This window comes from Acidobacteriaceae bacterium, assembly GCA_035944135.1.
Lineage (GTDB): Bacteria > Acidobacteriota > Terriglobia > Terriglobales > Acidobacteriaceae > Granulicella.
In genome coordinates this window covers 1316221-1342071 of sequence record DASZBM010000002.1, presented here as the reverse complement: position 1 = coordinate 1342071, position 25851 = coordinate 1316221, and the positions used below count along the sequence as shown (strand labels likewise).

The window sequence follows — 25851 nt, the reverse complement described above, 5'->3', positions numbered from 1 at the left end:
TTACGGGCCTGAGTTGAAGCGGATTCTCAGGAGCAGCGGTGATGAACGTCATCGACATGCTGATGGGCAGGCCTATAGCGACGAGCGAAGAGCGCGCGGAGCACATCGGGCCGATTGCGGGCATTCCGGTGTTTGGGCTGGATGCGCTGAGCTCGGCAGCGTACGGACCAGAGGCAGCGCTCACGCTGCTGATTCCGCTGGGTGTGGCGGGAATCGCGGAGATTCTGCCGATCAGTGCGGCGATTATCCTGCTGCTGGCGATCGTATACTTTTCGTATCGACAGACGATTGAGGCGTATCCCCACGGTGGTGGAAGCTACACGGTGGCGAGCGAGAACCTGGGTGAGCTGCCGGGGCTGCTGGCGGCCGCGGCGCTGATGGTCGACTACATCCTGAATGTTGCGGTGGGGATTTCTGCTGGTGTGGGTGCACTGGTTTCGGCATTCCCGAAGCTGCAGCCTCACGTGCTGGCGCTATGCCTGCTGATCCTTGCGGTCCTGACGCTGGTGAACCTTCGGGGAACAAAGGACACGGGTACGGTGTTCATGGTGCCGACGTATCTGTTCATCGGCACATTGTTAATTACGATCGGTGTGGGCGCGGCGCGCGCAGTGATAGCGCACGGCCATCCGGTTCCCGTGGAGGCGCCACCTGTGATGCCGGCGGCGACAGCGGCGATTTCGCTGTGGCTGATTCTGAAGGTGTTTGCGAGCGGGTGCACGGCGATGACCGGAGTAGAGGCCGTTTCAAACGGCGTGGCGGCATTTCGCGAGCCGACGCGGAAGAATGCAAAGGCGACACTGACGATCATCATCGTTTTGCTGATGATCTTCCTGAGCGGAATTGCGCTGCTGTGCAGGGCATACAACATCGGCGCGACAGACCCGACGGGCGCTGGATACCAGAGCATTCTGTCGCAGATGATTGCGGCGGTGTTTGGCCGGGGTTGGTTCTACTACGTGACCATCGCGGGAATTCTGGCGGTGCTCGCGCTGTCGGCGAACACATCGTTTGCGGACTTTCCTCGGCTCACGCGCGCGATCGCGATGCAGGACTATCTTCCGCACGTATTCAAGGTGAGGGGACGTCGGCTGTTGTATTCGCATGGCGTGGTGGCGCTGGTGGGATTCAGCGCGACTTTGCTGATCGTGTTTGGGGGAGTGACGGACCGGCTGATTCCGCTGTTTGCTATCGGAGCGTTTCTGGCGTTTACGCTCTCGCAGGCGGGGATGGTGGTGCATTGGTCTCGCACACGCGGGCCGCGGCGCGTGCCAAGGATGATTGTGAATGGCGTGGGCGCAGTGGCGACGGGCATCACGCTGCTGGTTGTGCTGCTGGCCAAGTTTCTCGAGGGTGCGTGGATTACGGCAATTCTGGTGCCGGCGCTGATTGCGCTGATGCTTGCCGTGAAGCGGCACTATGACGGCGTGAATGCCGAGGTGGTGGATGACTGCCCGATGCGGGTTGAGAACCTTCTCGAACCACTGGTGATTGTTCCCATGGACCGATGGACGCGAATTGCGGAGAAGGGGCTGCGGTTCGCGATGAAGCTTTCCGTAGACGTGCAGGCGGTGCATGTGGACGCGGAAGAACGCCGGGCTGATGTTGAAGCCAACTGGGAGAGAAACGTTGTGCGGCCGGTGGAGGGCTCAGGCAGGCCGGTGCCAGAACTTGTGTTTCTATCGTCTCCATACCGATTTGTGCTGACGCCTCTTATCGAGCACATTCTGCAGCAGGAGAAGCTTCACCCAGAGCGGCAGGTTGCGGTGGTTGTGCCGGAGCTCGTCGTGAAGCACTGGTGGCAGGCACCGCTTCACAACCAGCGCGCGCAGCTACTGAAGCTGCAATTGTTGTTGCGGGGCAATCAGCGGATCGTCGTGATCAATATTCCCTGGTATCTGTGACCGCGGGCGGGGCGTCAGAGTTCATTCCGGGGCTAGAACAGTGCCGGGGTGCCGCCCTGGGGCTTGTAGACCATGTGGGGCTGAAGGTCCATGGCTAGAGGATACGAGGCGCTCCTGACAGGATTTGTCAGGAGGATTAGTGTTCGGTTGCAGGCGGGCTATCGGGATTTGTCGCGGCGCTGTGCGCCGTTCTGGATGGAGGAGAGGAAGTCCTGCTGGACGCGGTTGAAGCTGCGGCCACGCAGGACCGCCGCGACGATGGTGCGAGTGGCGCGAGGATCAGTGAGGCGTACGTAACCGCAGGCAGCGTTTCGGTCGATGGCCATCTGGGGAACGATGGAGATGCCGACGCCGGCGGCGACCATTCCGAGAACGCTGCTGAACTGGTCGCTTTCAAAGGCGATGTTCGGGGTGATGCGCGCGTGCGTGCAGGTGGCGAGCGAGAGGTCGCGGAAGCAGTGGCCGTCGCGGAGCATGACGAAGGGTTCGCCGCGGAGACTTTTGAGGGCGAGCGAATCTGCGGTGGCTCGCGGATGATTTTTGGGCAGAGCGGCGAAGAGCGGTTCGGTACGGATGGGAAAGAACTCCAGGTCTTTGTGGCGCAGCGGAAGGGCGAGGATCGCGAGATCGATGGAGAGGTCTCGCAGGGCGTCGATGAGGAGCGGAGTGGTTTCTTCGACGATGCGGAGTTTGGCGTCGGGGTATTTCTTTGCGAACACTGTTGTGTAGCGCGGCATGAGGAAGGGCGCGATGGTTGGGATGACGCCCACGGCTACGCTGCCGCGAATGTCCGCATTTTTCGCGGCGACGCTGGATCGCGCGGCTTCCATCTGCTCGAGGATGGAGCGGGCATGAGGCAGAAAGGCGCGACCGGCCTCGGTGATGCGGATGCTGCGGCCGAGGCGATCGAAGAGCTTTGCTCCGAGGTCTTCCTCCAGCTTGAGGACCTGTTGTGAGAGTGAGGGCTGGGCAACCTGGCAGCGCTCGGCGGCGCGGCTGAAGCTGCCCGTTTCAGCGATGGCGCAGACGTAACGGAGCTGGTTGATTTCCATAGGAGATGCCTATACGTCGAATGGGACCTACATATTGGAACTATGTACCTCCAGGGTGCTACAGTCAATTCGTCGAGATTGGTAATTGCCCACCCGGAAATTGGGTTTCATGCGAACCCACCCATTGAGCGAAACCAACCAGAAGGAGAGGACGCATGGCTACCGAAGCGAAATGCCCATTCCCACACAGCACCACCGCACACAGAACGAACACCGACTGGTGGCCGAACCACCTGCGGCTGGACATTCTGAGCCAGCACTCCTCGAAGTCGGATCCGATGGGCGAGGATTTCAACTACGCAGAAGAGTTTAAGAGCCTGGATTATGAGGGGCTGAAGAAGGACCTTGCGGCGCTGATGACGGATTCGCAGGACTGGTGGCCTGCGGACTTCGGCAACTACGGTCCGCTGATGATTCGCCTTGCGTGGCACAGTGCGGGAACCTACCGGATCGGTGATGGGCGGGGAGGCGCCGGGCGAGGGCAGCAGCGTTTTGCTCCGCTGAATAGCTGGCCGGACAACGTGCTGCTCGACAGAGCTCGGCGATTGCTGTGGCCGATCAAGCAGAAGTACGGCAAGAAGATCTCGTGGGCTGACCTGATGATTCTGGCCGGGAACGTTGCGCTGGAAGAGATGGGCTTCAAGACGTTTGGTTTTGCGGGTGGACGCGCGGACGTGTGGGAGCCGGACATGGATGTGAACTGGGGGCTCGAAGACAAATGGCTGGGGACGGACAAGCGATTTTCCGGCGATCGCGAACTGGCCAAGCCATTCGGCGCGACACACATGGGCCTGATTTATGTGAATCCCGAAGGGCCGGATTTCGTGCCGGATCCGGTTGCGGCGGCGAAGGATATTCGTGAGACGTTTGCACGCATGGCGATGAACGATGAAGAGACTGTTGCGCTGATCGCGGGCGGGCACACATTCGGCAAGACGCATGGAGCCGGTCCTGCACAGCATGTGGGGCCGGAGCCGGAGGGTGCGGAGATTGAGGAGCAGGGCCTCGGCTGGTCGTCTGCATACGCGACCGGTATTGCAGGCGATGCGATCGGCAGCGGGCTGGAAGTTACGTGGTCCAACACGCCGACGCAGTGGAGCAATTATTTCTTCGAGAACCTGTTCAAGTACGACTGGGAGTTGACGAAGAGTCCGGGCGGCGCGCACCAGTGGAAGCCAAAGGGCAACGCGGGGGAGGGTACGGTGCCGGCTGCGCATAATGGGAATGGATCAACAAGCCATGCACCGGGGATGCTGACCACCGACCTGTCTCTGCGATTGGATCCGATTTACGAGAAGATTTCGCGGCGGTTTTATGAGAATCCGGACGAGTTTGCGGATGCATTTGCGCGTGCGTGGTTCAAGCTGACGCATCGCGATATGGGACCGCGGGCGCGCTATCTGGGACCGGAGGTTCCGAAGGAGGAGCTCATCTGGCAGGATCCGATTCCTGCTGTGGATCATGAATTGGTGAACGAGCAGGATGTCGAGTCGCTGAAGAAAAAGATTCTTGCTGCAGGGCTGAGTGTCTCGGAGCTGGTGACGACGGCGTGGTGTTCGGCGGCGACCTATCGGAACTCGGATAAACGCGGCGGCACAGATGGTGGGCGCATCCGGCTGGCGCCGCAGAAGGATTGGGAAGCCAATCAGCCGAAGCAACTGGAGAAGGTGCTGAAGGCGCTTGAGAAGATTCAGAGTGACTTCAATGGCTCGCAGAAGGGCGGGAAGAAGATTTCGCTCGCCGATCTAATCGTGCTGGCGGGATGTGCAGGAGTTGAACAGGCTGCGAAGAACGCGGGCATCAACGTGACTGTACCCTTCACGCCGGGGCGCATGGATGCGTCGCAGGAGCAGACGGATGTGCTATCGTTCGCGGTGCTTGAGCCGGGTGCTGACGGCTTCCGCTCCTACAAGGACAAGAGCAACGACCAGCATCCGGCTGAGGTGCTGCTGCTGGATAAGGCGCAGTTGATGACGCTGACGGCGCCTGAGATGACAGTGTTGCTTGCGGGCATGCGTGTGCTGAATACGAACGTCGGCGGGACGAAGTATGGAGTCTTCACGAAACGGCCGGAGGCATTGACCAACGACTTCTTCGTCAACCTGCTCGACATGAGGACGGTGTGGAAGGCGACGTCGGATGCGAAGGACACGTTCGAAGGGCGGGACCGCAAGACGGGAGAGGTGAAGTGGACGGCAACACGTGCCGATCTTATCTTCGGCTCGAATGCTCAGCTCCGCGCACTGGCGGAGGTGTATGGAAGCTCGGACGCGCATGGGAAATTTGTCGATGATTTCGTGGGCGTGTGGAACAAGGTGATGAACCTTGGCCGTTTCGACCTCGCGAGAACAGCGGCGAATTAGTTCCGGATTGATAGAAGCCTCGACCTGACCCGATGATCCCGGGTCAGGTCGAGTGCTTTTAACTGCTCATTTGCGATTTAGGCGCGGTAGATTTCGTACTCGGCCATGGTTCGGCGGCAGTGGGAATGTCAGCTTGCGGTGACGAGCGGGAGGTTGGCGGATTCCCAGGCGGCGAGGCCGCCGGTCATTTCGATCAGGTTGGTGAGGCCGTGCTCCTGGAGGATGCTGGCGGCTGCGGAGGAGCGGTAGCCGCCGGCGCAGTGTACGGCGATGCGGCGACCGCTCGGGAGTTCGGCGAGGCGCTCTTCGAGATGGTTGAGCGGGATGTTAAGGCTGTGCGGGATGTGTTTGGAGGCGTACTCGCGCGGGTTGCGGACGTCGAGGATGATGGGTGAGTCGGCGTCGATCTCCGTGTTGAACTCGGCGGGGCTGACGCGGTTGGTGGTGGAGATGAGGTCGGCGCGTGAGGCGAGCGCGGCGAGACCGTTGGCAAGATAGCCGCGGACGTGATCGAAGCCGATGCGGCCGAGGCGGAGTGCGGCTTCGTGCTCGCGGCCGGGCTCGGCGAGGATGACGATGGGGCGTGTGCGGTCCAGCAATGTGCCGGCCCATGTGGCGTACTGGCCGCCGAGGCCGATGTTGATGCTGCCGGTGAGGTGACCGAGAGCGAACTCGGCGGAATCGCGGACGTCGAGGAGTTGCGCGCCGGTGCGCTGGAGTTCAAGGACTTCATCGAGCGTGAGGGGTCGCAGATTTTTCTCGAGAGTGTGGTCGAGTGTTTCGCGCTCGCGGGTGTTGAGGATGGCGTCGTAGGTGAAGTATTGAGGCGCGTCTGGCTGGTCGGCGGTGACGATCCAGACGAATTGCTCTTTGGACATCGGCTGGAGCGCGTAGTTGACGCGGCGCTGCACGCCGAGGGTGGAGACGGTGTCGGAGGAGAGCTGCTTGCCGCAGAGGGAGCCGGCGCCGTGCGCGGGGTAGACGAGTGTCTCGTCCGGGAGCGTTAGGAGGTTGTTGTGGAGCGAGTCGTAGAGGTAGCCACCGAGTTCGGCGGCAGTCCAACCGAGTGAGGCGCGGAGATCGGGACGGCCAACGTCGCCGATGAAGAGTGTGTCGCCCGTGAGGACGGCGTATGGTTTGGTGGCGTCGTTGGCGAGATCGAAGACGAGGATGGAGATGGATTCGATGGTGTGGCCGGGAGTTTCGAGGACCTGGAGGCGCATGGCGGGGAATTCAAGCGTGTCGCCATCGTGCATGGGCGTGAAGGTGTACTCGGCGGCGGCGCGCGAGCCGAGATGGATGGTGGCGTGGCAGCGGTCGCGGAGTTCGAGATGGCCGGCGATGAAGTCGGCGTGGAAGTGCGTGAGGAAGACGTGGCGAATGTGCAGGCCGAGAGCGTTGGCGTCGTCGAGGTACTGCTGGATGTCGCGCTGTGGGTCGATGATGACAGCGGTGTGGCTGGCTTCATCGCCGAGGAGATACGAGGCGTGCGCGAGACAGCCGAGGTAGTACTGTTTGAGGATCATAGGAGTGTCAGGAAGAGGGTATCCTAACCCACTCATCCGCTGCGCGAATGAATGGGCACCCAGAGTTGTCGTCCGAGTCAGATGCCTGCGTACCAGGCGTAACCGCCCTCCGGTGAGGAAGAGCCGAGACCTTTGCCGTAGTGCTTCATGGAGTCAGTGACGGTGATGTGATTGAGGAACTTGATGCTCTTGTAGCCGAGCTGTCGCGGAACACGGAGCCGAAGAGGGCCACCGAAGCCGATGGGGAGGTCGCCGTCGTTCATGCCCCAGGTGAGGAGTGTGCCTGGGTGCTGGGCTTCGGCGATGTCGATGCTTTCCCACCAGGGCTTCTGGATGGAGAAATAGGCGACGAAGCGGGCTTCGGGTTTCAAGCCGGCTTCGCGGAGGACGAGAGAGAGTGGAGTGCCAATCCACTCGGCTACGTAGGACCAGCCTTCTTCGCAGGCGACTTCGGTGATCTGGCTGCGCGTGGCGAGGGTGCGGAGATCGGCTATGGAGAGTGAGAGCGGATGGGTGACGAGGCCGTCGACGGTGAGGCGCCAGTCGGTGAAATTGTTTGCCTGTGAGGACTGGAAAGGGTCGGGGAGTTTGCCGCCGATTTCGTTGGCGAAGGGCTGTTTGGAGATCATGCTGCGAGGGAACTCATGGAACGGCCGGCTGAGAGTGAGAGCGCGCTGGCAGGCGTAGGTGAGAGTTTCACCGGTGCCGTAGAGGACGCCGTGATCCGGCGGGATGAGACCGTAGCGTTCTGCGATGCGCGCTGCGGCGGCGAGGCCGGCGGCTCCAGCAACCGCAACGGTTCCGGTGGTGAGGAGCTTGCGGCGAGTGATGGGATTCATGGGAGCTCCTTCGTCGTGAGCTCGGTGTGCAGAGTCGCTTTGCCGGTAATCATCGCACGCATGCGGGTGCGGAAGCCGGAGATTGCGACCATGGTGACGTGAATGATGAGGAAGAGAACGAGCGCGATGGTGAGGAAGAGATGGATGGTGCGCGCGGACTGACGACCTCCGAGAAGTGAAGAGGTAAGTGGGAATGCAGTGGTGACGGCAGGCGACATGGCGAGGCCCGTCCAAATGATCAGCGGGAACAGAACAAAGATAACGATGAGATAGGAGGTGCGCTGCAGGACGTTATAGGTGTGGTCGTCGAATGCGGATTTTGTGCGGCGAAGATAGTGGCCGATGCGCGTGGTGTAAGCGCGAAGGGAGCGTTGCTCGCGCGTGGGAAAGAGATTCCGGCGAAGATGGCCGGTGAAGAAGAGATACACAAGATAAACGACGCCTGTGAGGACGAGGAGCCAGGCGGCCTCGAAGTGGAGATAACGGCTCCAGCCGTTCTGGTCAGGAAGGGTGTAGCCGTAGCCGGTGGGGACGGTGTCTCGCGAGGAGGGGATGTGGAATGTGAAGAGGGGGTGCGTGTTGACGTTGCCGACCTCGCCCCAGTAGAAGCGCGGATGTGAGATGAGGATTTCGATGCCCGTGACGAGGAGCGCGATGAAGGCGATGAACGTAAGCCAGTGCGTGACGCGGACCACGAGCGAACGGCGAAGTACGGTGGCTGGCTCGACGTGCTCGGGAGTCTGAACTGTGGTGGGCACGGCGGGAGGATAGCACGCGGCGCGCATTAGAGTGGAGAAGAAGTTCGCTGTGCGACAGAGCGAGGGCAACTGGTCGATAGAATGGCCACGAGAGGGAATGGAAACGAATGAGTGATGCAGAGAACGTGGAGCTGTGGCTAGTACGGCATGGAGAGACGGAGTGGTCAGCGGATGGGCGACACACCAGCGTGACGGATATTCCCTTGACGGACCGCGGCCGCGAGAGAGCGGCTGAGCTGCGGGACTATCTAGCAGGCAGAAAGTTTGCAGCGGTGTTTGTGAGCCCGATGCAGCGTGCGAAAGAGACGTGCGAAATTGCGGGATATGCTGATGTGGCGGTCGTCGACCAAAATCTGATGGAGTGGAACTACGGCGAGAGCGAAGGCAAGACGACTGCGGAGATGCGCGAGAAGTATGGGCCGGAGTGGAGCGTTTGGAGCAACGAGATCGTCGGCGGCGAGAGCGTAGAGCAGGTCGGTGAACGCGCCGACAAGATGATTGCGAGGGCGCTGGCTGCGGTAGCGGTCGTGCCGAACGCGAAAGATTCGCATCAAGTGGCGCTGTTTGCGCACGCGCATATTCTGCGCATTCTTGCGGCGCGGTGGATTGGGTTGCCGGCGGTGGATGGAAAGATGCTCGCGCTGGGGACGGGCAGTTTGAGCGTGCTGGGATTCGAGCGCGAGCAAAGGGTGATTTCGCGGTGGAACCGCAGCTTTGAGGAGTAAGGCGGATCAGCGGATGTAGGAGAAGACGCCGCAGAGGTTGGGTGCGTCGTTGAGGGCGTCAACTGTAAGGACTGGCGGTGTGCCGCCGGAGAAGAAGGCAACCTGGAGGTCGCGGCCCTGGGCATAGGTGACGATCCACTGTGTGGAATCGGAGCCGCAGAGCGTGTTCTTGTGGAGGAAGCGCTTGTCGGATGGGATGTCAACGCGGAAGAGGTTGCTGCCGCCCGTAGGATTGTCGGGATTGAAGAGGGCGCGGACCTCTTGGGTCTGAAGCGAACGAATCTGCGCGATCGTGAAATTGGTGAAGTTGATAGTGATCTTCAGAGGTGAAAAGAAGATGTCGCCGGTGATGGAGCGCGCGTTGCTGCTGGCTGCGCGCCAGGGGCCGGCCTCCTGCGCACGGGCGGAAGTCGTGAAGGCGAGAAGGACACAGAGAGCTGCGAGGAGCAGCGGGCGAAAGCGCATAGATTGAGGATGACATCTGCGAAGCATTGCGGCAAACGCGGCCTGTGCGCGTTTGCACGATAGACTGAGCAACGAATCCTTGACTGGCGGGGAGTTCAGGTTTGGAGAATCGAAGATATCCGAGCTACCGGATTCTTGAGCGGGGTGTGCGGAGGACGGGGCTCGAAGGGATCTGCGCGCTGGCGGTGATGGCGAAGGCTCCGCGCGCGGGGAAGGTGAAGACGCGACTGCAGCCGCCGCTTAGCCCGGAGGAGGCCGCGGCGCTGAATGTGTGTTTCCTTCGCGATACAGCGGAGAATATTGCGGTGGTTGCGGCTGACGGCCGTGCGCGTGGGTTGATCTGCTATACGCCGGTCGGAGATGAGGCGGCATTCGATGGGCTGCTGCCGGAGCAGTTTGAATTGATTGCGCAGAGAGGGGATGGGTTCGGCGAGAGGTTGCTGTGCGCGGCCGAGGACATTCTGAGCTGCGGGTTCCGCGCGGTTTGTCTGATTGATTCGGATTCGCCGACGTTGCCGGCGAGTGCTCTGCGTGAGGCGGCGAACGCATTGGAGAAGCCGGGCGAGCACGTGGTGCTGGGGCCGTCGGCGGACGGTGGCTATTACCTGATTGGGATGAAGCGAGCGGAGCCGCGGCTGTTTGAAGGAATTGCATGGAGCACCGAGCGAGTGTATGCGGAGACGGTGGAGCGCGTGCGCGAAGCGGGTATGGAATTGGTGGAACTCGTGCGGTGGTATGACGTGGATGATGCAGAGACTTTGGCGATATTGCAGCGGGAGTTGCTGCGCGACGAGCGGCCGGAGTTTGCCGTGGTGAATGGATTCGACGCGCAGTGGACGCGAAAGTTTCTCCAGGAGCGTGCGGGGCGATGACGCATGTCCAACTGAGTGGCTGGCATCGCGGACGCGCGTGGTTCACGAACGTTGTGTTGTGCGCGCTAGGTGTGGGGCTGCTCGCGATGGCGCGACAGTTCTGCGCGGAGCACGTGCAGTTCAAGATCGGGTTCTCGGGCGTGTCGGGATGGTCCGATGTGCTGTTTGTTGCGGCGGTGGCGATGGTGCTGACGCAGCCGGTGAACCGGGCGACGCTGTGGATTGTGCTGGCGTTCGGTGTCGCGTTTCAGGTTGTTACGTTGCGGGCTGCGCCGTTCCTGTCGTCGGATATTTTTCGTTACGTGTGGGATGGGATTGTGCAGCATGCGCACATCAGCCCCTACAGGTACGCGCCTGGTGATCGAGCGCTCGCATTTCTGCAGCAGCGGTATCCGGAGATCTACAACAATATCAATCGCAAAGAGTACGCACACACAATCTATCCGCCGGTCGCGCAGATGGTTTATTGGGTGGCGACACTATTCTCGCCGACGGTTGCGGCGATGAAGATTGCGATGTTCGGGTTCGAGTGCGTGGCAGTGGGTGCGCTGACTGCGTTATTGAAACGAATGGGACGGCGGCCGACTGACGTGCTGCTGTTTGCGTGGTGCCCGCTGCTGGTGTGGGAGATTGGCGGCGCCGGGCATGTCGATGCGGTGATTCTGGCGTTTGTGTCGCTGGCGCTGTTATTCCGGTATCGTGAGCAGCCTGTGTTGACCGGACTGTTTCTTGGGCTGGCGGTGATGACGAAGTTTTATCCGCTGGTGTTGCTGCCGGCGCTGTGGCGCAGGGGCGATTGGAAGATGCCGGCGACGCTGGTGGCTGTGTGTGCGGCGGGGTATGCGGTTTATGCATCGGCGGGGAAGCTGGTGTTTGGGTTCCTCGGCGGCTATGCGTATGAGGAGGGGCTGGACAGCGGAACGCGGTATTTTCTGCTGGAGTATGCGGATCGGATGCTGGGGTTGCACTCGCTGACGAAGATGGGCTATGAGGCGTTCTGCGTCGTTATCTTCGCTGCGATCGCGTGGTGGACGTGGAGGCACGCGACGAAGGAGCGGATCGGCGATGGAGTGAAAATGCAGCGGCCGGCGTTTGTGCGGGCGTCGATGATGTTTGGGATGGCGTTGATGTTGCTGTTCTCGCCACATTATCCGTGGTATATCGCGTGGTTGATTCCGCTGCTCGTCTTGGATCCGAACTGGGTGACGCTGACGTATGTGTGCGCGTTCTTCTATGGGTTCACGACTCAGTGGGCGATGCCGGGGCCGAAGATGTTCGTGCTGAACAGTTGGATCTACTTCGCGGTTGCGTGCGCATTTGCGGTTGAGATGGTGTGGAGAGGGTGGGGGCTGGCGCGGTGGTTCGATTCGAGCGGAGAGCGTCATGCAGCGTAGGGTTTCGGTTGTCATTCCGGCGCTGAATGAGGCGGAGTCGATTGGGCGTGTTGTGGCCGCGATACCGTGGAATGAGATTGCGGAGTGCATTGTCGTCGACAACGGAAGTAGCGACGGAACGGCGGAGATTGCGCGGGCTGCGGGCGCGCGTGTGGTGAGTTCGCCGCGTGGATACGGTGCGGCGTGCGCCGCGGGTGCGCGGGAGGCGGTTGCGTCGAGCGACGTGTTGGTGTTTCTGGATGGCGACGGATCGGATGACGTGAACGCGATGTCCCGGATGGTCGGGCCGATTGAACGCGGTGAGGCGGACTTCGTCATCGGATCGCGGATGCGCGGAAAGGCCGAGCCGGGATCGCTGAATGGGGCGCAGATGTTTGCGGCGAAGATGATCGGCTCGCTGGTGGGGATGCTGTATGGGTTTCGCTATACGGATATGGGGCCGTTCCGCGCGATTCGGCGGGAGTGTTTGGAAGCGATGCACATGCGCGAGATGACGTATGGGTGGAATCTGGAGATGCAGATCAAGGCTGTGCGAGCGAGGCTGCGCGTGGTAGAAATTCCGGTGGATTATCGCTGCCGGATTGGCGGGGAGTCGAAGGTATCAGGCAATGCGTGGGCGAGCGTGAAAGCCGGGGTGAGAATCCTGGGTGTGCTCGCCAGAGTACGGTGAAATTCGCGCTGCAATGACAAACTAGAGAGATGGCGGATTGTGAATCGTTGATCGAACTTGAGCATGTACATGTGGCGCGCGGCAGTGCTGTTGTGCTTCATGATGTGAGCCTGCGGATTGCACGTGGCGAACACGTCGCGATCCTGGGGCCGAACGGATGTGGGAAGTCCACGCTGCTGAAGACGATGACGTGCGAGTTGTATCCAATTGTCAAACCGGACACACGGGTGCGTCTGCTGGGCCGGGAGCGGTGGGACCTGACGGAGTTGAAGCGAAGGATGGGTGTGGTCAGTCCGGAGTTGCCGGGAAAACCGACGCTGCATACGACAGGGTTGGACGCGATTGTGACTGGATTCTTTTCGAGCTCTACCTTGTGGCCGAATCTGAATGTGACGGATGCGATGCGCGAGAGAGCCGAAGAGATCCTGACGCTCGTCGGAGCGGAGGCGTTGCGCGAGAAACCTGTAGGGCAGATGAGTGCCGGGCAGCAGCGGCGCGTCATGATCGGGCGTGCACTGGCCGGTGCCTCCGTAGATGGTGAGGTGCAGATGCTGCTGCTGGATGAGCCTTCGAATGCGCTGGATCTGGCGGCGCAGCATGATCTTCGCGAGATGCTCCGCGGATTGGCGCAGCGCGGTGTGACGATCGTAATGATTACGCATCACATCGCGGACATTCTGCCGGAGATGCAGCGCGTGGTGATGATGCGCGAAGGAAGAATTGTGAGCGACGGCGCGAAGCACGAACTTCTGACGGAGCGCCGATTGAGCGAACTGTTTGGCAGGAAGATTACGCTGACCGAGCGCGATGGCTTCTGGAATGCCTGGTGACACAGTTCAGACGGATTCTGTGAGCACGCCCAGACGAGATTGAAGTTGCTTCCGATATTTGCGACTGAGTCGAAGCGTGGCGTTGTTGTGGAGAAGAACGGTGTAATCGCCGTCTTCGTTGGAGCGGAGACCACGGACGCGATCGAGATTGACGATCGCGGAGCGATGGATGCGGCAGAAGAGTGCGGGGTCGAGATCCTGCTCGAGATCGGAGAGGCTGCGGCGGAGCAGGTGCGTGCGAGCGCCGATGTGCAGAGCAGCGTAGTAGTCGGCGGCCTCGATCCAATCGATCTCGGAGAGGGAGACAAAGGCAATTTGGCCGGCGGACTTGATAGTTAGGCGGTCGAATTTGCGCGGGTGGTCTTTGCCGTGCTCGATCTTCTGCTTTGCGCGTGAGAGTGCGAGATCGAAGCGTGCATTGTCGAACGGCTTGAGGAGGTAATCGAGCGCGCCGGCCTCGAAGGCGCGAAGTGCGTAGTGATCGTAGGCCGTGACGAAGACGATCGCGACGGGAAGATCAGCGCCGAGGAGCTCGATGACGTCGAAGCCATCGCACTCGGGCATCTGGACGTCGAGGAAGAGCAAATCGGGGCGCGACTTGCGAATAACAGCGGGAGCATCAGGGCCGGAGCCGCACTCGGCTACGATGTTGATGTTCGAATCGCGCTGGAGCAGAAGACGCAGGTTGGAGCGTGCGAGTGGCTCATCGTCGACGATGACGGCGCGGATTGTTGGTGGATCGACGGACAAGATCGCTCCTAGTTTTCGACGAAGGGAACGGAGACGGAGACTTCAACACCACTGGGTTGTTGATTCTGCATATGCAGCGCAAATGAGTCGCCATAGAGGCCCTGCAGGCGCATGCGCATGTTGGTGAGACCGATGCCCGAGGCGGTTGCATTCTCGGCGGCGAGTCCAGGGCCGTCGTTGTAGACCGAGAGCGTAAGTGAGCCGTTGGAGCGTGAAGCGGAGATGCGCACGAGACCGCCTTGCGCGCGCTTGGAGATGCCGTGCTTGATGGCGTTTTCAAGCATGAGCTGCAGGATGAGCGTGGGAACCTGTGCGACGAGCAGATCGCTGGGCACATCGACGGCAAGCTGCAAGCGGTCGACGAAGCGAACCTTCTGGATCTCGAGATACTTCTGCGCGAATTCCATCTCTTCGGCGAGGGGAACCTGCTGGCGCGATGGATCCTGAAGGAGGCGGCGGAGGAAGTCGCTGAGGCCGGCGATCATCATGACGGCAGCATCGTTGCGGTGCTCTCGGACAAGGGCGGAGACGGAGTTGAGTGTATTGAAGAGAAAGTGCGGTTCAATCTGTCGCCGAACGCCGTCGAGTTGCGCCTTGGAGAGTTGCTCGTTGAGACGGGCGGTTTCTGCCTGCTGGCGGGCGAGCCGAGCGCGTGAATCGAGGACAGTATCTACGGCGACAACGGCGCCGTAGAGGATGAAGGAAGCGAGCAGATGGTCGGCCGAGGCACGCAGCCAGACAGTGTGGAACGGCTTCGGAGGATCATGGGCTGCGTAAGGATTAAGCAGTAACTCCAGGCCGGCGTACCAGGCGGTCCAGGCGAAGTCGAGCGCGAGATAAGCCGAGACGTGAAAGAGCCATGTCTTCCAGGAGCGCCATTGCGTAATGGGAAAGCGCTGATTGAGACGCATGACAAGCGCGGTGGCGAGCGCCCATGGGATCCACGCAAGAACGGACGTAATAAAAAGCCTGCCCCAGGCATGATGCATGCCTTCCGCATGCATGATGATCACGCTGTCGATGGCGTCGAGGAGACCGAAGCCTAACCATACGGCGGCGATCCACAGCCATGACGTGCAGCGGGGAGCCGGGCTGCGATTGTCCATGCAGGAATCGTAGACCTGCGAGGCATGCGCGGGAAACAGGTATGCAGCGAGTGGCAGGAACGGTGCAGTGGCTGGTCTGGTCTCCAGGGGGGCGGGGACGCATACTGCGAGCATGCTTACTACAGCCAAGGTTGCGTTGGCCCTTACAGCGCTGCTGATTCCAGTGGCGAAGTTTCTCTGCCTGATGCCGGCTGAAGACGACCCACAGTACACGAGCGATGCGCAGCTGAAGTTTCCGGAACATTACCGTGATTGGGTATATCTGACGAGCGGTTTCGACATGAGCTATAGCGCGAGCTCGGCGATGCCGGACCATCACATGTTCGATAACGTGTTCGTCAATCCGGAGGCGTACAGAGCTTTCGTCGCGACAGGGCATTGGCCGGACAAGACGATGCTTGTGCTGGAGGTCCGCGGCGCGCGAGGAAGAGGATCGATCAATCAGCGCGGAAGCTATCAGGACGAGATTATGGGGCTTGAGGTGCACGTGAAGGACGACGCGCGTTTTCCGGGCAAGTGGGCGTTCTTCGGATTTGACGGAGGGAGGACCGGTAGGCTGGATCCGCCGACTTCGAACTGCTACAGCTGCCACCAGGACCATGGAGCAGTGGACACGACGTTCGTGCAGTTTTATCCGACTCTGCTGCCGATTGCGAAGCTGAAGAGCACACTTGCGGAAAAGTATCTGCAGGAGATATCCACGCCGGAGTCGAAACAACCTCTTTAGCCAGTGACGAAGTTGCAGGAATGTATCAGCCCCGGTCGCGCTCCGGGGCTTTTTTTGTGCCTTGCGTCGCTAGACAGCGTAGCCGGCCAGGAGTTGATCGGACGGTGTGGCTGAGACGGGAGTGGGTAGCAGCGGAAGCAGGATGGAGAAGGTGGTGCCGCTGCGCGGGGCGTGCGCGCAGCTGCGAACACGGATGGTCCAGCCGTTCTTGCGGGCAAGCTCGGCAGTCACCCAGAGACCGAGACCTGTGCCGGTCTCGCCTTTGGTGGTGACAAACGGCTCGAAGATGCGCGAAAGAAGATCCTGCGGGATGCCGGTGCCGTTGTCGGCGATGGTGAGGCGCGCCATGCTTCGGCCGGGGCGCCACGAGCGCTCTTCTGTGGAGATCCGAACGGCGAGCTTTCCACCATTGCGCATGGCATCGAGTGCGTTACCGATGATGTTGGCGATGACTTGACGGAGCTCGCCAAGCGAGGTTGTGAGAGGAACGGAAGAATTGCGGATCTGTTTGGAGATGTGAACACCAGCGGCGTTGAGGCGCGAGCTGTAGAGGGAAAGTACGGAGTCCAGCACCTTCACCAGGTCAATGGTGGACGGCTGGCTGGGCTCTCGATAAAAGCGCAGCGTGTTCTTGGTTATCTCCGTGACGCGAGCAAGTTCCTGGTCGGCGAGAGAGATGTAATGACGCACGATGTCGGGTGACGGCTCCGAGCGAGCCAGATAGAGAAGATTGGTGACGGACTCCAGCGGATTGTTGATCTCGTGCGCAATGCTGGCGGCGAGGCGGCCGGTGACCGCAAGCTTCTCGGAGCGACGGAGCGCCTCCTGCGCGATCTCGGCCTGCTGCATCTGATCCCGGATCTGGTACTGGCGCAGTCGTCCGCGGAGTGCGGTCTCAAGCGTACTGAGCAAGGTCTCAGGTCGAATTGGGCGTTCGAGCAGGAGGACATTGCCGAGAGGTTCACGGATCCGGCGGAGGCGCTCGCTCTCGACGGTGACACGGCCGCCGGCGATGAGAAGGATCAACGGAAAGTCCGACCAGGAGGGCTGCTCGGCGAGGACCGGTTGCAGGCGGTCGATGGCGTCGCCTTTGCAGGCCTCCTCCGCGACGATAGCAGCGCCGGCTCCGCTGCGGATCTCGTCATCGAGCTCGGTGATCGTGGCAGCGATGTGGCAAGGGTGGCCGGAGCGTTCGATGACGGCAGAGATCAACTGCGCGTCTCTGCCTGTGGGGGCAAGAACGATGGTCCGGGTCTCGCGAATCGAGCGTTCATTGGCCGAGTTCAGAGTCAGTCTCCTCTGCGGATCCGGTGAAGGACGGATGTCCGGTGAGGACTCCTTCAAACTTGGTGAGAACCGGGCCGACTCGAACATGGCCGTCTCGAAAAACGAGTTCGCGGATGGTGCGTTCGTGTCGGCCGCTGCGCTTCTTTACGACAGAGAGCGCCTGGTAGACGCTTCCGGCGCGCTCGAAGTAGCGGAATAGAAGGACGGAGTCAGCGAGATAACTTACGTCAATCGGGGCCTGGGTGATGCCTACGAACCCGTGCTGCGCCATCGTAACGAGGGTGGCGATACCCTGCTGGCCGAGATAGGAGAACAGCTCGTGCAGCTGCATAGCGAGGAACTGTTCGTGCGGCATGGCATTCAGGAAGCCATTGATACTGTCGATGATTACGACGCTCAGATCCTGGGCGTCGACGAGACGACGGATGCGTGCAATAAACTCGCCGGGCGAGAGCTCGGCGGGGTCGATCTGCTGGATCTCGAGGGTGCCATTCTCGATATAGGGCGTCGGGTCCATGTTGAGACCCTGAGAGCGCGTGACCAGTGTCGTTAAGGTCTCGTCGAAGATAAAGACTGCAGCTTTTTCGCCGCGCTCTGCGGCGGAGATTGCATAGCGGAGCGCGATGGTGGATTTGCCGCAGCCGGCAGGTCCCATCAGAAGCGTGCTCGTGCCGTTGTCGATGCCGCCGCCGAAGAGCTCGTCCAGCTCGGTAAGACCGCTGGGGACGCATTTGCGAACGAAGCCGGGGTTGTGCTCGGCTGCGATGAGGCGGGGATAGACATCGATGCCGCCTGTGCGAATGGCGTAGTCGTGAAAGCCCTCGCGGAAGGACGAACCGCGCAACTTGTGGATGGCAAGGCGACGGCGGCTGATACCGAAGTCCCGTTCGAGTGTCTGGAGCTTGATCACACCGTGGGCCAGTGAGCGGAGCTGCAGATCGCTGTCAGCATCATCTGACGTGCGGTCGTCCAGCAGAAGCACGGTGCAGTCGCGACCGGCAAAGTGCCGCTTGAGCGCGAGGATCTGGCGGCGATACTTCAAGGGATCTCGCGCCAGCATGCGGAACTCCGAGAGGGAGTCGAAGACTACGCGTTCCGGGTTGACGATATTGATCTGCTTCACGATGGCAGTGATTGTGTCCGCGAGCTCGACATCAGAGGGGTGAAATACGGTGTACTGCGCCTCGGGGCTCAAGTCTTCGTCGGTGGGAATCATCTCGAAGAGCACGATCGAGTCGAGGTCCCAGCCGTGGGAGGCGGCAACCTCCGCGAGCTCGTGGTTTGACTCCGAAAGGGTGACGTACATGCACTTCTCGCCCCGGGCAGCGCCGGCAAGCAGAAACTGCAGGGCAAACGTGGTCTTTCCGGTGCCGGGATCGCCCTCGACAAGATAGAGGTGGCCGGACGGGATACCTCCGCCAAGGATGTCGTCAATACCAGCCACACCAGTGCTGATGCGGCGTGGAGAGGGCGAAGCGGCGCGAGAACCGTTGGGGTGTGTCGTTGCGTGATCTTCCATTAATGCCGAGGTCTCCGAGGGGGTACGAACGGATAACAAACTTTCCACCAGATTTGACGGCAAACCGGAGAGTCCAGGTACCGAATCGCAGAGGCGTCAGGTAGGATGCGTTCTCCGCGCAGACAGGTTGCGCAAGGGCTTCGGAGAACGTGAAGTCCTTTGCTTTCTAAATCATTCGGAGCTCCCTACCATTCCTGACGGGGTCAGTAAGGTCAGCTTAGGCAATAGGTGTGCCTGCCGCTTTGTAAATGGCCTCAATGGCGAGCATGTCAGCGAGGCCCTCTTCGCCGGGTGTATCCGGGGTGCGGTTATTGCGGATGCAAGCCGCGAAGTGGTCGGCCTCGGCCGTGAACTGATCGTATTGACCGGTGACCGGATAACCTCCGGAGACGTCGCCGTTGCGCGTGTGGCCGGTGAAGGTGTACTTGACGTCGCCGTAGTAAAAGGCGGGCTCGATGTGGATGCGGCCTTTCGAGCCATCGATCTGGAGAAACGCGGGGCCATCCATGCCATAGGAAGAGCCGCAGTTGGCGAGGATGCCAGAGGGGAACTTCATCACCCACTCGACAGTCTGTTCGACCTGCGCGAAGCGCGGGCCTTTTTCCATCGTCGAGACCATTGCCCGGAAGTCATTCGGTTCTTCGGCGCATAACCAGCGGATAGCGTTGAGCGGATAGATGCCGAGGTCGAGGAGTGAACCGCCGCCGGCGAGCGCGCGATTGAGTCGCCACTCGCCGGTTTTTTTCTGGCCGTAGAAGCCACCCTGGAAGCCGACGAGATCGCCGATGTCACCGTCGTGAATCATCTTGCGGATTTGGGTAAAGGTGGGGTCGTAGTGCACGCGGTAGGCGATCATCAGCTTCACGTTGTGCGCGCGGCAGGCGTCGATCATCCTGCGGCATTCCGCCGAAGAGATGGCCATGGGCTTTTCGCAGAGGACGTGCTTGCCGGCTTCTGCGCCGCGGATGGTGTACTCGCAGTGCATGGAGTTGGGAAGACCGATGTAGACGGCCTCAATAGCGGGGTTATCGCGAATCTTGTCGTACGTCTCGTAGGTGTAGATCGAACTCTGCGGGAGCTTGTACTGCGCGGCGTATTTCGTGCCTTTCTCAGCAGGATGGCCGGTGACGATGCCGGTGATGTTCGCGTTCGGCGTGCGGTCGCAGGCCTGCATGAAGATCTTGGAGATGTCTCCGATTCCGACGGGAGCGAAGCCGACGGGCTTCGACAATGTAGGCGCGCCGGTGACGGAGGTTGCGGGCTTTTGCGCAGAGAGGCGAGTGGCGGCGAGCGAGAGGGCAGAGAGCTTGGCGAAGGCGCGGCGGTCCATAAGGCTCATGCGAATAAATGTACGCTCCTCAATTGAGCTGCAGATGTGGATTGATAGCAGTTCTCAGGGCTGCGAGAAGAGCGGCATGCGCCCCATTACGCTGGTGCGCAGCTTGTACACACTGTGGGAGGCGCAGATGTAGAGCGTCTTGCCGTCATCGCCCCAGGCGAGGTTTGCTGCGACCTCCGGCAACTTGATCTGGCCGAGGACCTTGCCTGCAGGGGTGATGATGCGGATGCCGCCGGGGCTTGAGGCCCAGAGATTTCCTTGTGTATCGAGCTTCAGACCGTCGGGGACGCCGTGCTCGGGTGAGGGTTGAAAGTCGATGAGCATTGTGCCGGGACCGACGGTGCCGTCGGGGTTTACGGGATACTTCATGTACATCATGTGCGGGCCGGAGTTCGCGACGTACATGGTCTTGCCATCTTCGGTGAGCGTGATGCCGTTGGGGAGTGTCAGGTCGCGGATCACGAGCGTGAGCTTGCCGTCCTTGTAGTGATATACGCCGTTGAAGGGCAGCTCCTTGGCAGGATCCTTGTCCATGCCTTTGAGGCCGTACGGCGGGTCTGTGAAGTAGAAGCTCCCGTCAGCGGCGAAGATGATGTCGTTCGGGCTGTTGAGGCGCTTGCCCTCGTACTTTTCGAAAAGCGTTTCGACTTTAAGGTGATCGTCAGGACCGACGAGGCGGACGACGCGGCGGCCGTCCTGTTCGCACATGACGACACTGCCCTGAGCGTCGGGGGCGTTGCCGTTTGGTCCGAGGAAGTTGGCGAAACCTGAGGCGGAGGTGAGCAGCTCGGTGATGTGGCCGTCCGGCGTAGTGGCGCGCAGTTTGTTTGCGGGGCCATCGACAAACCAAAGCCGGCCGTGTCTCCACTGCGGACCTTCGGTGAAGTTGAAGCCGTTGGCGACGAGCTCGGGCCTGGCGCCTGGAGGAATCAGGGCGTCGAGTGCGGGGTCGAGTCGGAGAACAGAGGGTTCGGGTGCGGCAGGCTTTCCGTTACTCATGGGAAGTGAGATGGCAATCGCTGCTGCGGCGGCAAGTTTTACGGCGAGCGGCATGCGAGCCATGCTACGTCACGTTTTGGCTGGCGTGCACCTGCTATGCTCGGGTCGATGACGTTGGATGTGAGGCCGAGGATAAGAGCGGTGGCTGGCGCGACGGCTGCGCTTGCCCTGCTGACGGCGATGAACTTCGTGAACTACCTGGACCGCTATATCCTCCCGGGCGTACAGGAACAGATTAAGCACGAGTTTGCGCTGACCGACAGCCAGATCGGGTCGCTAACGCTGTGGTTTATGGTCGCGTATGTTTGCGCGTCGCCGATTACGGGGTGGCTGGGCGATCGCTTTCCGCGCAAGCCGATGATCGTGGTGGCTGCGCTCGGGATTGCTGCTGTGAACTTCTTCACAGCCAGTGTGCACAGTTACATGTCGCTGAACCTGAGGCATGCGGCACTGGGTATCGGGGAGGCATGTTTCGGCGTGTTTGCGCCGGCGCTGCTCGCGGATTTTTTCGCAGAATCGCAGCGGAATCGCGCGATGACGATCTTCAACATCGCGCTGCCGTTGGGAGCGGCGGCCGGCTACGAGGCGGGCGCGTGGGTGGCGGCGCATCACGGATGGCGGATGAGCTTTATCACCAGCGCTGTTCCGGGCCTGCTGATGGCGCTGCTGATTCTGTTCTTCATGCGTGAGCCGAAGCGGCTCGACCGGGGACGCGAACGGGCGAGGACTGACAGGGCGAGTGTGATCTCGCTGCTGAAGAATGGACCATACCTGACGTCGATTCTTGGCTACGCTGCCGTGACGTTTTCGCTCGGAGGGATTTCGTGGTGGATGCCGTCGTTTTTGCACCGCGAGGCGGGGTACTCGATTGAGGCGGCGGGCGGGCTGATGGGACCGATCATCGTTGTCGCCGGATTAGGCGGCACAGCGCTTGGCGGATGGATCGCGCAAGTGTGGTCGAGGAGGACCGCGAAGGCCCTCTACCTGGTTCCGGCACTGAGTGCGTTGCTGACGATTCCTCCTGCGATCCTGTGCTTCTTTGGGCCGAGAGCTTTCATTGTGCCGTCACTCTCAGCCGCGGTGTTTCTCATCTTTCTCGGCACGGGGCCGGTGAATGCGGCGACGCTGAACGCGGTTCCGGATGGTCTGCGTGCGACGGCGATGGCTGGACAGTTGTTCATGATTCACGTGTTAGGCGACATGCCATCGTCGAAGGTGATTGGCATTGTCAGCGACCACAGCAATCTGCGGCTGGGCATGGCTGTCACGCTGATCTCCTTCGCGGTTGGCGCGGTGGTCTTCTTTATCGGCGCGAAGATTGCGCCCAGTCTCCGCGATGTGGAGGCTCCGGCGCCCGCATGATCTCACCTGCGTGGCGCCTGGCGGCCGAGTACGGCGAGTGGTTGCTGGCTGCACTCTGGCTTTGGAGAACGAACGAGGCGATTCGGCGGGTTGGCGAGGTGCCGGACATCTCGCAACCGGAGTGGGATCTAATTCCGCCGGAGGGATCGGCGCCGTCGCTCACCGTGATCGTGCCCGCGCGCAATGAGGCGGAGAATATCGGCGCGACGCTGGAAACGCTGATCGCGCAGCAGTACAACAACCTGCGTGTACTTGCCATCGACGATCGTTCGACCGACAGGACGCGGCAGATTGTCGATGAATTTGCGGCGCGTTATCCGGAGCAGATTGGAGCGATCCATATCGACTACCTGCCGGAAGGATGGCTCGGGAAGACGTTTGCGCTTGAGGTTGGAACGCGTAACTCGTTGAGCGAGTACCTGTTGTTTACGGATGGCGATGTGCTCTTTTCGCCGTCATCGCTGCGGAGAGCGATGGCCTATGCGGTGATGACGCAGGCCGATCACGTTGTCGTCTTCCCGACTCCTGAAGTGAAGGGCCGCGGCGAGGGCCTGATGCTCAGCTTCTTCGGCGTGCTTGGCATGTGGATCACAAGACCATGGCGCGTCAGTGATCCGCTGGCGAGGCACGATGTCATCGGCGTAGGCGCGTTCAACCTGGTGCGTCGCGAAGCGTTGGAGGTGCTGGGCGGATGGGAGCCGCAGCGTTTGGCCGTAGTTGAAGATGTAACGCTCGGCCGCAGGATGAAGGCGGCCGGCCTGCGTCAGAGTGTGGCGTTCGGGCCTGAGCTGATCCTGGTTCACTGGGCCAGAGGAGCGCGCGGTATTGTGCGTGGGCTCACCAAGAATTTATTTGCGAGCGTGAATTTCAGGACGTCGTTTCTGGTGCTTGGGTGCGCGGCCATTGTGATCCTGTTTCTCGCGCCGTTAGCGGGCCTTGCGTGGTTGCCGACTGCGCTGCCTGCGCTTATGTCTGTCTGCTGCATCGGTGCCTCGTATCGCATCATGAGTGCGCGGAGCCGCATCGATGCACGCTATGGATGGCTATACCCTGCGGCGGTCTTTGTGATGGCATGGGCGATGCTGCGCTCGATGGTTTCAGTGTGGGCGCGGCGCGGGGTGATGTGGCGCGGAACGTACTATCCGCTGCGTGAGCTGCGCATGCATAACAGTCCGTTGCAGTGGGAGCGCAGCGCAGCCCAGGCTCGGCGAGCGGAAGAGAAGGGAAGAGGACGCGTCGGGGCGAGACTGCTGGCGCTCTGGCCGGCGCTGCGAAAAAAAGGCCACAAGAAAGAACACTGAGGATCAGTTCGGAAGCTCTGGGGGGCTGGCCATGCCGAACATCTGAAGCAGCATTGCACTTGCTTCGAGGGCATCGCGCGATTTGAAATCCGGATCGAGCTGCAGGAGGGAAGCCTTCGGTGCGATTGCTGCAAGATCCTGTGCGACCGTGTCCGATGAAAGTTGAGCGGTGCAGGGTCCTACGAGGATGTAATCCGGGCGATCGACGCGGAGCAGCAATTTTGCATCGCTGAAGGAGCAGGTCGTCCGAACGGTGAATCCGCGCTGGGAGAGGACGGTCCGCGCAAAGGTGCACAGATCAGCCGAGGGGTCGAAGACGAGCAGGCGAGGCCCAGGCTCCGCGGGTTTTTCAGCGGGGGCACGGCCCAGGAACGACAGGATGGCATCGTCCTCGTTCTCAAAGGTGGGGATAATTGTGCAGACCCTGGTGAGGTCGAGGAGGTGCGTGACGAAGGGTGGTGAACCGGCGAGATGGATAGCTCCGCCACGTTTCGCGACGCGCGTCGAGTGACGCACCAGCAAACCGACCCCCATGCTGTCCAGACGCGAAATGTCACTCACATTGAGGACGATTCGCGAGAACGTTCGCTCGGCATGATCCAGTGTGGCATCGAGGGCCTGCTCCTCTTCACCATGCACAATGGGACCGGCGCATTGGACGATGCAGACACTTCCGCAGTGACGTGTGCTCAGGGTAAGCGACATAGAGCCCTCGCATGGCACCCTGGAATCGACAGGATGTACGCTCCAGCGTACACCTGGTCGTCATTGGACGCGAGAGCCCGCTCTAGACCTCGACGACCTGCCGTCCGTAGCGCTTCTCCACATATTCATCGAGGATGACCTGGAACTCCTCGACGATGTGATCGCCCTTGAGCGTGGTGAAGAGTTTACCGTCCACGTACACCGGTGCTTTGGGTTCCTCGAATGTGCCGGGCAGGGAGATGCCGATGTTGGCGTGCTTGGATTCGCCGGGGCCGTTCACGATGCAGCCCATGACGGCGAGCTTCAGCTCTTCCACGCCGGGATAGATCTTCTTCCACTCGGGCATGGACTCTGTGAGATAGGCCTGGATGCGTTGTGCGAGTTCCTGGAAGTAGGTGCTGGTCGTGCGGCCACAGCCGGGGCAGGAGGTGACCTGCGGCATGAAGCTGCGAATCGAGAGGGACTGCAGAATCTGCTGCGCGCAACGAACCTCTTCCGCGCGGTCGGCGCCGGGCTCAGGGGTGAGCGAAACGCGAATCGTGTCGCCGATGCCGTTCAGCAGCAGCGGAGCGAGACCGGCAGTCGAGGCAACAACGCCCTTCATGCCCATGCCAGCTTCGGTGAGGCCGAGGTGCAGCGCGTAATCGCAGCGGCGCGCGAGCTCGGTATAAACGTCGATCAGGTCACGCACGTTCGAGACTTTGGCGGAGAGAATGATCTGGTCGCGGCGCAGACCGTAGCGCTCGGCCGCCGCGGCGTTGTCGAGCGCGGAACGAACCATGGCTTCGAGCATGACGTCGCGCGATTCGATGGGGTTTGCCGACTTCGAGTTGTCGTCCATCATGCGGGTGAGCAGGGCCTGGTCCAGCGAGCCCCAGTTCACGCCGATGCGGACGGGCTTCTGGTTCTCGACCGCGCACTCCACCATGGTGCGGAAGTTGTCATCGTCCTTGCGTCCAATGGAGACGTTGCCGGGATTGATGCGGTACTTCGAGAGCGCCTTCGCACAGTCGGGGTACTTCCTGAGCAGCAGATGGCCGTTGTAGTGGAAGTCGCCGACGATGGGCGTCTCCCAGCCCTTCTTGCGAATGCCTTCAACGATGTAGGGGACAGCCTTGGCAGCGTCGTCATTGTTAACGGTGACGCGGACGAGTTCGGAACCGGCACGCGCGAGCGAGGCTACCTGCTGGATTGTGGATTCGACGTCGGCGGTATCGGTGTTGGTCATCGACTGCACGACGACAGCAGCGTCGGAACCGACGCGGATGCCGCCTATGTTGACCGTAACGGCGCGACGACGCTGGATGGATGGCATATAGCCCTATTTTACCAGTCGGAGGGCTGTTCAGGACGGTCGC

Annotated in this window: 23 protein-coding genes; 10 read left to right on the top strand and 13 right to left on the bottom strand. The window is 61.0% G+C overall.

All coding sequences use genetic code 11. The features are described 5' to 3' along the window. Positions 1–41 precede the first annotated feature (41 nt). Positions 42–1904 (top strand): APC family permease, encoded by a 1863-nt coding sequence (locus VGU25_08260; GenBank protein HEV2577189.1) that lies wholly within the window; start codon positions 42–44, stop codon positions 1902–1904. A 158-nt stretch (positions 1905–2062) separates the two neighbouring features. Here VGU25_08260 and VGU25_08255 read toward each other — a convergent pair whose 3' ends face one another. Then, positions 2063–2956 (bottom strand): LysR family transcriptional regulator, encoded by an 894-nt coding sequence (locus VGU25_08255; GenBank protein HEV2577188.1) that lies wholly within the window; start codon positions 2954–2956, stop codon positions 2063–2065. Between the two features lie 155 nt (positions 2957–3111). On the opposite strand from VGU25_08255, the gene katG reads away from it, so the two are divergent. After that, positions 3112–5319, top strand: a complete 2208-nt coding sequence (gene katG, locus VGU25_08250; protein ID HEV2577187.1) for a catalase/peroxidase HPI — start codon at positions 3112–3114, stop codon at positions 5317–5319. A gap of 128 nt (positions 5320–5447) precedes the next feature. On the opposite strand, the gene VGU25_08245 is transcribed toward katG, so the two are convergent. From VGU25_08245 to VGU25_08235, 3 genes are all read right to left on the bottom strand, one after another. Continuing rightward, on the bottom strand, positions 5448–6845 hold the full coding sequence (locus VGU25_08245) for a rhodanese-like domain-containing protein (protein HEV2577186.1): 1398 nt from the start codon (positions 6843–6845) through the stop codon (positions 5448–5450). A gap of 77 nt (positions 6846–6922) precedes the next feature. After that, a complete protein-coding gene (locus VGU25_08240) occupies positions 6923–7684 on the bottom strand; it encodes a molybdopterin-dependent oxidoreductase (protein HEV2577185.1) in 762 nt (253 codons plus the stop codon). Continuing rightward, positions 7681–8442: a cytochrome b/b6 domain-containing protein gene (locus VGU25_08235; GenBank protein HEV2577184.1), complete on the bottom strand. Its 762-nt coding sequence runs from the start codon at positions 8440–8442 to the stop codon at positions 7681–7683. Before VGU25_08235 ends, VGU25_08240 begins: the two co-directional genes overlap by 4 nt. 107 nt (positions 8443–8549) lie before the next feature. Here VGU25_08235 and VGU25_08230 point away from each other — a divergent pair, with 107 nt between their 5' ends. Continuing rightward, the gene (locus VGU25_08230) at positions 8550–9167 is read left to right on the top strand and encodes a histidine phosphatase family protein (protein HEV2577183.1); all 618 of its coding nucleotides are present in this window, start codon (positions 8550–8552) and stop codon (positions 9165–9167) included. A 6-nt stretch (positions 9168–9173) separates the two neighbouring features. Here VGU25_08230 and VGU25_08225 read toward each other — a convergent pair whose 3' ends face one another. Continuing rightward, complete coding sequence (locus VGU25_08225; GenBank protein HEV2577182.1) at positions 9174–9632, bottom strand: hypothetical protein; 459 nt, start codon at positions 9630–9632, stop codon at positions 9174–9176. A 101-nt stretch (positions 9633–9733) separates the two neighbouring features. Between VGU25_08225 and VGU25_08220 the strand changes: the two genes are divergently transcribed. Genes VGU25_08220 through VGU25_08205 form a run of 4 tightly spaced genes read left to right on the top strand, consistent with a single transcriptional unit; the run spans position 9734 to position 13398 of the window. Continuing rightward, positions 9734–10504 (top strand): TIGR04282 family arsenosugar biosynthesis glycosyltransferase, encoded by a 771-nt coding sequence (locus tag VGU25_08220; protein ID HEV2577181.1) that lies wholly within the window; start codon positions 9734–9736, stop codon positions 10502–10504. Then, complete coding sequence (locus VGU25_08215) at positions 10501–11898, top strand: glycosyltransferase family 87 protein (protein HEV2577180.1); 1398 nt, start codon at positions 10501–10503, stop codon at positions 11896–11898. Before VGU25_08220 ends, VGU25_08215 begins: the two co-directional genes overlap by 4 nt. Next, entirely contained in the window at positions 11888–12568 is a 681-nt protein-coding gene (locus VGU25_08210) for a glycosyltransferase family 2 protein (GenBank protein ID HEV2577179.1), read from the top strand. The genes VGU25_08215 and VGU25_08210 overlap by 11 nt, the downstream gene beginning before the upstream one ends. A gap of 29 nt (positions 12569–12597) precedes the next feature. Continuing rightward, entirely contained in the window at positions 12598–13398 is an 801-nt protein-coding gene (locus VGU25_08205; GenBank protein HEV2577178.1) for an ATP-binding cassette domain-containing protein, read from the top strand. Between the two features lie 6 nt (positions 13399–13404). Here VGU25_08205 and VGU25_08200 read toward each other — a convergent pair whose 3' ends face one another. Further along, a complete protein-coding gene (locus VGU25_08200) occupies positions 13405–14148 on the bottom strand; it encodes a LytTR family DNA-binding domain-containing protein (protein HEV2577177.1) in 744 nt (247 codons plus the stop codon). 8 nt (positions 14149–14156) lie between these two features. Next, the gene (locus VGU25_08195; protein ID HEV2577176.1) at positions 14157–15368 is read right to left on the bottom strand and encodes a histidine kinase; all 1212 of its coding nucleotides are present in this window, start codon (positions 15366–15368) and stop codon (positions 14157–14159) included. Between VGU25_08195 and VGU25_08190 the strand changes: the two genes are divergently transcribed. After that, the gene (locus VGU25_08190) at positions 15367–15981 is read left to right on the top strand and encodes a cytochrome P460 family protein (GenBank protein HEV2577175.1); all 615 of its coding nucleotides are present in this window, start codon (positions 15367–15369) and stop codon (positions 15979–15981) included. The genes VGU25_08195 and VGU25_08190 overlap by 2 nt on opposite strands. 69 nt (positions 15982–16050) lie before the next feature. On the opposite strand, the gene VGU25_08185 is transcribed toward VGU25_08190, so the two are convergent. From VGU25_08185 to VGU25_08170, 4 genes are all read right to left on the bottom strand, one after another. Beyond that, positions 16051–17193 carry an ATP-binding protein gene (locus VGU25_08185; protein ID HEV2577174.1) on the bottom strand — a complete coding sequence of 381 codons (1143 nt, stop codon included), beginning with the start codon at positions 17191–17193 and terminating at the stop codon, positions 16051–16053. A gap of 58 nt (positions 17194–17251) precedes the next feature. Next, the gene (locus tag VGU25_08180; protein ID HEV2577173.1) at positions 17252–18787 is read right to left on the bottom strand and encodes an ATPase domain-containing protein; all 1536 of its coding nucleotides are present in this window, start codon (positions 18785–18787) and stop codon (positions 17252–17254) included. A 217-nt stretch (positions 18788–19004) separates the two neighbouring features. Next, a complete protein-coding gene (locus tag VGU25_08175; GenBank protein HEV2577172.1) occupies positions 19005–20126 on the bottom strand; it encodes a Gfo/Idh/MocA family oxidoreductase in 1122 nt (373 codons plus the stop codon). 54 nt (positions 20127–20180) lie between these two features. Beyond that, complete coding sequence (locus VGU25_08170) at positions 20181–21179, bottom strand: SMP-30/gluconolactonase/LRE family protein (GenBank protein ID HEV2577171.1); 999 nt, start codon at positions 21177–21179, stop codon at positions 20181–20183. 87 nt (positions 21180–21266) lie between these two features. On the opposite strand from VGU25_08170, the gene VGU25_08165 reads away from it, so the two are divergent. After that, entirely contained in the window at positions 21267–22487 is a 1221-nt protein-coding gene (locus VGU25_08165; protein ID HEV2577170.1) for an MFS transporter, read from the top strand. Next, entirely contained in the window at positions 22484–23788 is a 1305-nt protein-coding gene (locus tag VGU25_08160) for a glycosyltransferase family 2 protein (GenBank protein ID HEV2577169.1), read from the top strand. The genes VGU25_08165 and VGU25_08160 overlap by 4 nt, the downstream gene beginning before the upstream one ends. 3 nt (positions 23789–23791) lie before the next feature. Here the strand turns inward: VGU25_08160 and VGU25_08155 are convergent, their stop codons facing one another. Beyond that, the gene (locus VGU25_08155) at positions 23792–24493 is read right to left on the bottom strand and encodes an STAS domain-containing protein (GenBank protein ID HEV2577168.1); all 702 of its coding nucleotides are present in this window, start codon (positions 24491–24493) and stop codon (positions 23792–23794) included. A gap of 82 nt (positions 24494–24575) precedes the next feature. Beyond that, entirely contained in the window at positions 24576–25808 is a 1233-nt protein-coding gene (gene ispG / locus VGU25_08150) for a flavodoxin-dependent (E)-4-hydroxy-3-methylbut-2-enyl-diphosphate synthase (GenBank protein ID HEV2577167.1), read from the bottom strand. Between the last annotated feature and the right edge of the window lie 43 nt (positions 25809–25851).

Coding starts and splice junctions, on each gene's coding strand:
- VGU25_08260 (HEV2577189.1), top strand. CDS start 42: ATGAACGTCATCGACATGCTGATGGGCAGGCCTATAGCGACGAGCGAA.
- VGU25_08255 (HEV2577188.1), bottom strand. CDS start 2,956: ATGGAAATCAACCAGCTCCGTTACGTCTGCGCCATCGCTGAAACGGGC.
- katG (HEV2577187.1), top strand. CDS start 3,112: ATGGCTACCGAAGCGAAATGCCCATTCCCACACAGCACCACCGCACAC.
- VGU25_08245 (HEV2577186.1), bottom strand. CDS start 6,845: ATGATCCTCAAACAGTACTACCTCGGCTGTCTCGCGCACGCCTCGTAT.
- VGU25_08240 (HEV2577185.1), bottom strand. CDS start 7,684: ATGAATCCCATCACTCGCCGCAAGCTCCTCACCACCGGAACCGTTGCG.
- VGU25_08230 (HEV2577183.1), top strand. CDS start 8,550: ATGAGTGATGCAGAGAACGTGGAGCTGTGGCTAGTACGGCATGGAGAG.
- VGU25_08225 (HEV2577182.1), bottom strand. CDS start 9,632: ATGCGCTTTCGCCCGCTGCTCCTCGCAGCTCTCTGTGTCCTTCTCGCC.
- VGU25_08215 (HEV2577180.1), top strand. CDS start 10,501: ATGACGCATGTCCAACTGAGTGGCTGGCATCGCGGACGCGCGTGGTTC.
- VGU25_08210 (HEV2577179.1), top strand. CDS start 11,888: ATGCAGCGTAGGGTTTCGGTTGTCATTCCGGCGCTGAATGAGGCGGAG.
- VGU25_08205 (HEV2577178.1), top strand. CDS start 12,598: ATGGCGGATTGTGAATCGTTGATCGAACTTGAGCATGTACATGTGGCG.
- VGU25_08190 (HEV2577175.1), top strand. CDS start 15,367: ATGCTTACTACAGCCAAGGTTGCGTTGGCCCTTACAGCGCTGCTGATT.
- VGU25_08195 (HEV2577176.1), bottom strand. CDS start 15,368: ATGCTCGCAGTATGCGTCCCCGCCCCCCTGGAGACCAGACCAGCCACT.
- VGU25_08180 (HEV2577173.1), bottom strand. CDS start 18,787: ATGGAAGATCACGCAACGACACACCCCAACGGTTCTCGCGCCGCTTCG.
- VGU25_08175 (HEV2577172.1), bottom strand. CDS start 20,126: ATGAGCCTTATGGACCGCCGCGCCTTCGCCAAGCTCTCTGCCCTCTCG.
- VGU25_08170 (HEV2577171.1), bottom strand. CDS start 21,179: ATGCCGCTCGCCGTAAAACTTGCCGCCGCAGCAGCGATTGCCATCTCA.
- VGU25_08160 (HEV2577169.1), top strand. CDS start 22,484: ATGATCTCACCTGCGTGGCGCCTGGCGGCCGAGTACGGCGAGTGGTTG.
- VGU25_08155 (HEV2577168.1), bottom strand. CDS start 24,493: ATGTCGCTTACCCTGAGCACACGTCACTGCGGAAGTGTCTGCATCGTC.
- ispG (HEV2577167.1), bottom strand. CDS start 25,808: ATGCCATCCATCCAGCGTCGTCGCGCCGTTACGGTCAACATAGGCGGC.